This window comes from Polaromonas sp., from assembly GCF_018780625.1.
Lineage (GTDB): Bacteria > Pseudomonadota > Gammaproteobacteria > Burkholderiales > Burkholderiaceae_C > Polaromonas.
On sequence record NZ_JADMJK010000117.1, the window covers coordinates 1,974 to 3,717 of the forward strand.

At 66.0% G+C, this 1,744-nt stretch carries 2 protein-coding genes; both read right to left on the reverse strand.

Annotated features, from left to right (window positions below; translation table 11 throughout):
- On the reverse strand, nucleotides 1–1,502 hold a 1,502-nt coding region (fusA, locus tag IV091_RS10220; RefSeq protein WP_293468301.1), incomplete at its 3' end, for an elongation factor G.
- A 102-nt stretch (nucleotides 1,503–1,604) separates the two neighbouring features.
- On the reverse strand, nucleotides 1,605–1,744 hold a 140-nt coding region (locus IV091_RS10225), incomplete at its 5' end, for a DUF6691 family protein (protein WP_366806995.1).

The window sequence follows — 1,744 nt, forward strand, 5'->3', positions numbered from 1 at the left end:
CCTTCCACGTCGCTGACGGCCTGCCGGATGGTTTCGCGGTAGGCCACCTGCGGCTTGCCAACATTGGCGGCCACGCCGAATTCGCGTTTCATGCGGTCCACCAGGATGTCGAGGTGCAATTCGCCCATGCCTTCGATGATGGTCTGGCCCGATTCCGCATCGGTGTGCACGCGAAACGACGGGTCTTCCTGCGCCAGCCGGTTCAGGGCCGTGCCCATCTTTTCCTGGTCGGCCTGGGTCCTGGGTTCCACCGCCTGCGAAATGACGGGTTCCGGAAAACGCATGCGCTCCAGGACGATCGGATACGCCGGGTCGCACAGCGTGTCGCCGGTGGTGACATGCTTCAGGCCCACGGCGGCGGCAATGTCGCCGGCCCGCACCTCCTTGACTTCATTGCGCGCATTGGCGTGCATTTGCAGGATGCGGCCCAGCCGCTCGCGTTCGCCCTTGGCCGGGTTGTAGACCGTGTCGCCCGCATGCACCACGCCGGAATAGACGCGGAAAAAGATCAGCTGCCCCACGTAGGGGTCGCTCATGATCTTGAAGGCCAGCGCCGCCAGCGGTTCGTCGTCGCCCGGATGCCGCTCGGCCGCCTTGTCATCCTCGGTCTGGCCCAGAATCGCCGGCACATCCAGCGGCGACGGCAGGTAGTCGACCACGGCGTCAAGCAGGGTCTGCACGCCCTTGTTCTTGAAGGCGCTGCCGCACAGCATGGGCACGATGTCGCCCGCCACCGTGCGCTGGCGCAGACCCTGGCGGATCTCGCCTTCGCTCAGGGCGTCGCCCGAGAGGTACTTTTCCAGCAGCGCCTCGCTGGCTTCGGCGGCGGCCTCGACCATCTTTTCGCGCCATTGCGTGGCCATCTCAAGCAGGTCGGCCGGAACCTCGGCGTACTCGAAATGCAGGCCCTGGCTGGTGTCGTCCCAGATAACGGCTTTCATCTTCACCAGGTCAATCACGCCGTGGAAATGGTCTTCCGCGCCCACCGGAATCTGCACCGGCACGGCCACGCCCTTGAGGCGCTCGGTGATCTGGCGCTGCACCCGGAAGAAGTCGGCGCCGGCGCGGTCCATCTTGTTGACAAATGCGATGCGCGGCACCTTGTACTTGTTGGCCTGGCGCCAGACGGTTTCAGACTGCGGCTGCACGCCGCCCACCGCGTCATAGACCATCACGGCGCCGTCGAGCACGCGCATGGAGCGCTCGACCTCGATCGTGAAATCGACGTGGCCGGGCGTGTCGATGATGTTGATGCGGTGCTCGGGGTAGTGGCCGTCCGTGCCTTTCCAGAAGCAGGTAGTCGCCGCCGAGGTGATGGTGATGCCGCGCTCCTGCTCCTGCGCCATCCAGTCCATGGTGGCCGTGCCCTCGTGGACTTCGCCCAGCTTGTAGTTCACGCCGGTGTAGAACAGGATGCGCTCGGTGGTGGTGGTCTTTCCGGCGTCGATGTGGGCGCTGATGCCGATGTTGCGGTAGCGCTCGATGGGTGTTTTTCGCGTCACGACAAGCTCCTTGATGGCCCCGCAGGCCGGGGCGGGATGCATGCGTTATTTTGCGCGCATCGCGGGGTTTTGTGCAGCCCGCGCCGCCAGCCGGACACTTCGTTACTTCGCCCTGAGCCCCTGCACCAGCGCGCCCAGCGCAATGCCGGCCAGCGCCCACAGCAAGTCCCAGTTGCCCGCGCCCAGGCCGGCAATGGCCGGGCCGGGGCACACGCCGCACAGGCCCCAGCCCACGCCGAACA